At 76.0% G+C, this 7,217-nt stretch carries 3 protein-coding genes; all 3 read right to left on the bottom strand.

Going from position 1 to position 7,217, the window contains the following annotated elements; translation table 11 throughout:
- Positions 1 to 60: 60 nt before the first annotated feature.
- The 3 genes from BCD48_RS26780 to BCD48_RS26770 are packed head-to-tail and all read right to left on the bottom strand — an operon-like array spanning position 61 to position 7,123.
- Entirely contained in the window at positions 61 to 1,737 is a 1,677-nt protein-coding gene (locus BCD48_RS26780; RefSeq protein ID WP_071051138.1) for a (2,3-dihydroxybenzoyl)adenylate synthase, read from the bottom strand.
- Positions 1,734 to 6,836 (bottom strand): salicylate synthase, encoded by a 5,103-nt coding sequence (locus BCD48_RS26775; protein ID WP_071051137.1) that lies wholly within the window; start codon positions 6,834 to 6,836, stop codon positions 1,734 to 1,736. The genes BCD48_RS26780 and BCD48_RS26775 overlap by 4 nt, the downstream gene beginning before the upstream one ends.
- Entirely contained in the window at positions 6,833 to 7,123 is a 291-nt protein-coding gene (locus tag BCD48_RS26770) for an MbtH family protein (RefSeq protein WP_071051136.1), read from the bottom strand. Before BCD48_RS26770 ends, BCD48_RS26775 begins: the two co-directional genes overlap by 4 nt.
- Positions 7,124 to 7,217: the final 94 nt, after the last annotated feature.

The following is a 7,217-nucleotide window of genomic DNA, read 5'->3' as shown; positions in this document are numbered from 1 at the left end:
GGTGGCGGGCGCCGGGCCGAGTGCACGGCCCGGCGCCCCGGCGGCGCTGGCCGGGCGGCGTCAGCCGATGCGGCGCCGCAGCTCCCGCTTGTCGATCTTTCCGACCGCGGTGAGCGGCAGCGCGTCGGCCACCGTGAGCAGGTCGGGGAGCATGAAACGGGCGAGCCCGCGCTCGCGCAGGAAGGCCTTGACCGCCTTGAGGGTGAGCGTCGCCGCGGGCACGAGGACGACGACCGCGCGGACGCTCTCGCCGACCTGCTCGTCCGCCGCCGCGATGACGGCGGCCTGCGCGATCGCCGGGTGGGCGAGCAGGTGCTCCTCCAGCTCGCCGGCGGAGACGTTCTCGCCGCCGCGGTTGATGACGTCCTTGATCCGGCCCTCGACGACCAGGTTGCCGCTGGGGGTCTGCCGGACCAGGTCGCCGGACTGGTAGTAGCCGTCCGGGCTGAAGGCGGTCGCGTTGTGCTCGGCGGCTCGGTAGTAGCCACGCAGGGTGTACGGGCCGCGGGTCCACAGCTCGCCGACCTCGCCGGGGGGCACGTCGGCGCCGTCGCGGTCGACGATCCGGATCTCGTCGGCCGGCGCGAGCGGCCGGCCCTGGGTGGTGAAGGCCAGCTCGTCGCCCTCGTCCAGGCGGGTGTAGTTCAGCAGCCCCTCGGCCATGCCGAAGACCTGCTGGACCTGCGCGCCGAGGGTCGTCGGGATCCGCCGGGCGAGCTCCGCGTCCAGCCGGGCGCCCCCCACCTGCAGCAGGCGCAGGCTCGCGGTGTCGGGCCGCTCCCACTCGGCGGCGCTGACCCAGATCCGCGCCAGCGCCGGCACGAGGGCGGTCACTGTCACCCGCTCCCGCGCGATCAGGTCGAAGGCGACCTCCGGGCTGGGCGAGCTCGCCATGACCACGGTCGCCCCGGAGCCGAACGCCCCCAGGATCCCCGGGCAGGCCAGCGGGAAGTTGTGCGCCGCGGGCAGCGCGACCAGGTAGGTGTCCTCGGCGGTGAGCCCGCACAGCTCGGCGCTGGCCGCCGCGTTGTACGCGTAGTCCCAATGGGTGCGCGGGATCAGCTTGGGCTTGCCGGTCGTGCCGCCCGAGATGAGCAGCACCGCGACGCCGGCCGGGTCGGGGGCGGGCGGCGCCGCGGCCCGCCCCTCGGCCCGCGCGGCCGCGCCGGCCGCCGCGAGCGCGTCGAGGCCGGTGAACTCGCCGGCGTCGCCGGCCACGAGCACGTGGCGCACGGCCGGGACCGTGGCCATGATGTCCCTCGCCAGCGCGCGGTGGTCGAAGCCCTCGTGCGTGTCCGGGACCGCGTAGGCGACGGCGCCGGACAGGCTGGCGAGGTGCTCGATCTCCACCCGGCGGTGCGCCGGCAGCGCCAGCACCGGGATGACACCGAGACGCAGCATCGCGAACAGGAGCGTCACGAACTCGGCGCGGTTCGGCAGCTGGACCAGGATGCGGTCGCCGGGCGCGATGCCGAGCTGGGTGAGCCCGGCCGCCAGGTCGTCCGCGGCCTGGTCGAGCTCGGCGTAGGAGAGCCGGACCGGGCACGACGCCGGCCCGGCCACGACGGCCGTGGCGGCGCCGGACCGGGCGGCCCAGTCCCGGAGGCGGTCGCCCAGCGGGCCGCCGCGCCAGTAGCCCTCGGCGACGTAGCGGCGGGCGAACTCCTCCGGCCAGGGGACCCAGCCGCCGGCCGTGTCCGGCTGGGCCGCGGCGTCGGTGACCAGCGGGGCGCTCACTGCTGCGTCCCGGCGGTGCCGGCGGAGGCGCCGGCGGCGCCGGCCTGGTCGGACGAGCCGGCCTGGTCGGTGGCGTCGAGCAGCCGTGCCTCGATCTCGTCGTCGGAGAGCGCGGCGATCTCCCAGGCGATCGCCGCGACGCGGTCGAGCCGCCCAGGCAGTGCCTCGGCCGCGCGCATGTTGTCCGCGAGCCCCGCGACCGTCGGTGCGCCGAAGACCATCCGCACCGTCACCTCGCCGGTGTCGAGTTCCTCGCGCAGCCGGGCCACGACGGACGTGGCCAGCACGGAGTCGCCGCCGAGAGCGAAGAACTCCTCGTCGACGCCGAACTCGTCGACGCCCAGCACCTCCCGCCAGACGGCCCGGATCACCCGTTCCAGGTCCGACCGCGGCGGTGCCGAGGCGCGGTGGGGCCCGGCCAGCTCGCGCTCGAGGAGCGCGCCGACCGCCCGCCGGTCGATCTTCCCGTTGGCACTCAGCGGGAGCTCGGCCACCACGACGATGCGGTCGGGCACCATGTGCGGCGGCAGCAGCGCCCGCAGGCCCGCCTGGACCGCGGCCGGCGCCTGCGTCTCGTCGGTCCCCGCGGCCAGGACGACGACCGCCCCGAGCGCCGGCGGCCGGCCACCCGCGCCGGGCGTCAGCGCGGCCACCCCGGACCGGACTCCGGGCACGGAGCCGAGTGCCGCCTCGATCTCGCCGAGCTCGACCCGGAATCCCTTGATCTTGACCTGGTGGTCGCGGCGGCCGAGGAACTCGACGGTGCCGTCCGCCTGGTACCGGGCCAGGTCGCCGGTGCGGTACCAGCGGGCGCCCTCGTGGGTCACGAACCGGTCCGCGGTGCGTTCCGGGTCGCCCCGGTAGCCGCGGGCGACGCCGGCGCCGCCGATCCACAACTCGCCGGCGACGTGGTCGGGGCAGTCGCGGCCCAGGGTGTCCACGACACGCAGCGCGACGTTGCGCAGCGGCTTGCCGTAGGGCACCGAGCGCCACTCGGGCGGCACCGGGCCGCCCCCGGCGACCTCGCACACGGTCGAGTGGATCGCGGTCTCGGTCGTGCCGCCGAGCCCCAGGAACCGGCAGCCTGGGACGGCTGCCGCAAGCCTGCCCGGCAGGTCGACGCCGACCCGGTCCCCGCCGAGCAGCACCGCGCGCAGGCTGCCGCCCAGCGGCACGCCGGCGGACAGGACCAGGTCCAGCACGGCCGGCACGCAGTTGAGGATCGTGACGCCGCCGGCGATGAGCTCGGCCCACCGGGTCGCCTCGCGCCGGGACTCCTCGTCGACGATCACGACCGCGCCGCCGGAGGACAGCGGGGCGAAGATGTCGAAGACCGACAGGTCGAAGTCGAGAGCCGAGACGGCCAGCGTGCGGTCCCCCGCGCCGAGCTCCAGCCGGTCGATCAGGTCGTCGATGGTGTTCATCGCGGCCCGGTGCCCGACCTCGACGCCCTTGGGCTGGCCGGTCGACCCTGAGGTGAACAGGACGTAGGCGGGTTCGTCGAGGCGGGCGGGATCGTCCGCCGCGCCCAGCGTGAGCGCGCCGCGCGGGGCGGCCTCGTGAGCGTCGTCGAGGATGAGCGGGGTCATGCCGGCTGGCCAGTCCTGGCCGGCCGCCGGGCTGGCGATGACCGTGCGCAGGCCGGCGGTCGCGGCGATCTGCGCGACCCGGGCCGGCGGCTGTTCCACCCCGATCGGCACGTAGGTCGCTCCGGCCGTGAGCACGCCGAGGACGCTGACGACCTGGTCCGGCCCCTTCGGGAGGCAGACGCCGACCAGCTCGCCGCGCCGGACGCCGCGCGCGACCAGCGCGCCGGCGACGGCCGTCGCCCGCTCGGCGAGCTCGCCGTAGGAGAGCGACCGGCCCCCGGCCGGTCCAGCCGCGGACGCCGCCTCGTCCCACAGCAGGGCGGGCGCGTCCGGACGGTGTTCCGCCGCCGCGAAGAACCCCTCGTGCAGCAGGCGGGTGGACGCCGGCCCGGCCGTCGCCGCGACCCGGCGGCGCACCGCTCGGGTGGACTCGTCGAGGAGGCCGTCGACGGGCTGGTCCCAGGCGCCGCCGCCCGCGCTGCTCGCCGAGCCCAGGTCGGCCAGGTCTCGCACGAGCCGTTCGAACGCCGCGAACATCGCGTCGACGACGCCGGGCGCGAAGGAGCCCTCGCGGATGTCCCAGTTGACCAGCAGCCCGCCGTCGAGCTCGGTGACCTGGGCGTCCAGCAGCACCTGCGGGCCCTGCGAGATGATCCACACCGGCTGGCCGAACTCCCGGCGCACCGGGGCGTCGAACAGCTCGCCGAGGCCGAGCGCGCTGGTGAACACGACCGGTGCCAGCACCGGCTCGCCGTGGCGGCGGCCCAGGTCGCGCAGCACCTCGACGCCGGAGTAGTCCGCGTGGGCGGCGTCGGCGTGCAGCCGGGCCTGGACCTGGCGGCCGCGGTCGACGAACGGGACGCGGTCGGTCAGGTCGATCTCCAGCAGCACCGAGCTGGTGAAGTCGCCGACGACGCGGTTGACGTCGGGGTGGAGCTGCTCGCGGTCGAACAGCGGGACGTTAAGCAGGAACCGCGGCTGCGCGCTCCAGCCGCCGAGGACCTCGGCGAACGCGGTCGCGACGGCCATCGCCGGGGTCACGCCGCGCTGGTGGGCCGCCCGGCCGAGGGCCTCGCGGGCCGACGGCGGCAGCTGGAAGTGGCGCCGCGACACCCGCGGCGCCGCCGCCGGGCCGCCGGGTCCGGTGGGGCCGCCGGGTCCGGTGGGGCCGGTGGGGCCGTCGGTCGCCACCGGGGCCGATGCCAGCGCGAGCTGGGGCGCTCCCGGCAGGCTGGGCAGGCGGTCGAGCCAGGCGGCGCGGGCCTGGGCCACCGCCTCCGGCCGGGCGGCCCCGTGCTCCGCCCGGTAGCGGCGGTAGCTGTAGGCCAGCGCGGGCGCGACCTCGTGCGGGCGGTCGTACAGGTCGGCCAGGTCGGCGAGCAGCACGCGGTAGCTGACGGCGTCCGCGGCGACCATGTCGACGTCGAGGTGGAACCGGGTCGCGCCGCCCGGCCGCAGGCTGAGCGCGGTCGAGAAGACCTCACCCCGCTCGATGTCGAGCATCTGGTGGGACAGGTCGTCGCGGACGGCGGCCAGCCGGGCGGCGGCGGTGTCCTCGTCCAGGCCGCGCAGGTCGTGGACGGTCAGCCCGCGCCAGCCGGAGACCTGTTCGACGACCTGGCCGCCGTTGTCGGTGATCCGGGTACGCAGGGCCTCGTGCCGTTCGATGAGCCGCCGGGTAGCGGCGGACAGCCGGGCCGGCTCGAGGCCGCTCCCGTCGAACTCGGTGTAGAGGTGGGCGGCGACGCCCCCGTAGGTCTGGCCCGTGCCGCGCCCGACCCAGTAGGCGTGCTGCATCAGCGCCAGCGGGAACTCGGTGCCGGCCTCGGGCTCCACCCTCTCGGCACCCACCGGTTCGGCGCCCGCCGGTCCCGTTCCGGTCCCGGTCTCGGTCCACGCCGGGGCCGCGGGCCGCCGGCTGGTCAACAGCTTGAACCAGCCGTCGAGGGTCGGGGTCTCGGCCAGCTCCGCGAAGTTGACCTCGATCCCGGCCCGCCGCCACTGCCCGATCGCCTTGATCAGGGCGATCGACTCCAGTCCCTGTTCGAAGAGGTTGTCCTGGTCCCCCAGGGCTGCCGGGTCCTCCTCCAGGAGCTCGGCGACGGCGCGCCGCAACGCCTCGAGATCCTCGGCCGTCACCGAACCGACCAGCCCCGAAGCGGCCGGGATCGCGGCCGGCTCAGGTGCCGCCGCCGGCCGGGCCGGCACGAGGAAGCGGCTGACGCTGCGCAGCTTCTCGCGCGTCTCCTCCAGTTCCCGCTCCGGGCTCGACGCCCCGACGATGCCCGCGCCGGCGCGCAGCCAGGTCCGGCCGTCGCGCTGGAACACCGTCCGCAGGACGAGGGCGGCGTCGATGGCGCCGTCCGAGGTCGCGCTGATCACGGCGCCGCTGTAGAGGCCGCGCGGCCGCGGCTCGTAGCCGCGGATCGCGGCGCAGGCGGCGTCCTTCGGCACGCCGGTCGCCGTGATCGACGGGAAGACGGCGGCCAGCGCGTCCCAGCCGTCCCGGCCGGGAACGAGCCGGCCGCTGACCCGCGAGGCCAGGTGCTGGACGCTGCCCCGCTCGAGGACGTTCATGAACTCGTCCACGACCAGTGTGCCCGGCGCGCACAGCGGCCGCAGCTCGTCCTGGACCGCCTGCACGGACACCGCGTGCTCGTAGATCTCCTTCGGGTCGCGCAGCAGCTCGTCCCGCCGGGCCGCGTCGCCGTCGTCGCCGAGCAACGCCCTCGTGCCGGCCAGCGGCTGGCTGGAGACCCGGCCGTCGGCGCCGACCTCGACCACGGTCTCCGGGCTGAAGCCGATCGCGCGCTCGCCGGCCAGGTCGACCAGGAAGGACCGGGCGGGCGTGTTGCCGCGCCGGCCGAGCTCGTAGGTGGCGACCAGGTCGATCTCGCCCTCGACCGGGACGACCCGGGAGGCGATCACCTTGCGCAGCCGGCCGGCCGCGATGTCCTCGACGGCGCGCGCGACCGTGCGCCGGTACTCGTCGGCGTCGTGCTCCAGGTCGGCCAGCGGCCGGGCCTCGCCCGGCTCGGCGGCGTCCGCGCCGGTCACGAGCTCGGCCAGGGCGTCCAGGTCGGCCGGGTCGGCCGCGCGCAGCAGCGCGCCGGTCGCCGACAGCCGCGCCTCGCGGGCCGGGATGACCAGATGGGCGAGCGGGTCGGGGCTGACCGGCCCGGGCAGCCCGAGCTCCCGGGGGCCGAGCTCGAAGCCGGCCCAGCCGCACGCTCGCCAGTCCGCGATCGGGAGGACGGACAGGACGCGGGCGAGGGCGCGCAACGGGTCACCCTCGACCGGCTCGACTCGCCAGCCACCGTCCATCCGGTAGCGGATCTCGTCCCAGTACAGGACGATCTCGGCCAGGGCGCCCGAGCCACAGCGCCATTCGCCGTCCTGCTCGTACACGGTGACCGGCGCGGCCGCACCGCGGGCGAACCGGGCCGCCGCGGCGAGCGGGTCGCCGAGGCCGGCCACCGTCCGTTCGCGGTAGACCACCGGCGCCGTCATCGCGACGTGCCGGAGTCGACGCCGTCGCGGCTGCCCCGCGCGGCGAGCGCATCCGTCGCCGGCGCCGCTGGGCCGTCGGCCTCCATCCGGGCGATCAGGCTGGCCGGACGCAGGTCCGTCCAGTTGGCCTCCACGTACTCCAGGCAGGACGCCCGGCTCGCGGCCCCGTGCACCGTCGTCCAGCCGGCCGGCACCGGCGCGAACGTCGGCCACAGCGAGTGCTGGCCCTCCGCGTTGACCAGGACGTAGAAGCTGCCCATCTCGTCATCGAACGGGTTGGTCGACATGAGGTGCCCGTCTCCTTGGATCTCTGCCCGCTAAATCAGTGCCCGTGATTTAGGTTCGCCTTACTTTAGGTTATCTTTACCTAAAATCGCCGCA

The organism is Pseudofrankia coriaricola (assembly GCF_001854805.1).
Taxonomy (GTDB): Bacteria; Actinomycetota; Actinomycetes; order Frankiales; family Frankiaceae; genus Pseudofrankia.
This window is presented reverse-complemented; position numbering and strand designations above follow the sequence as displayed.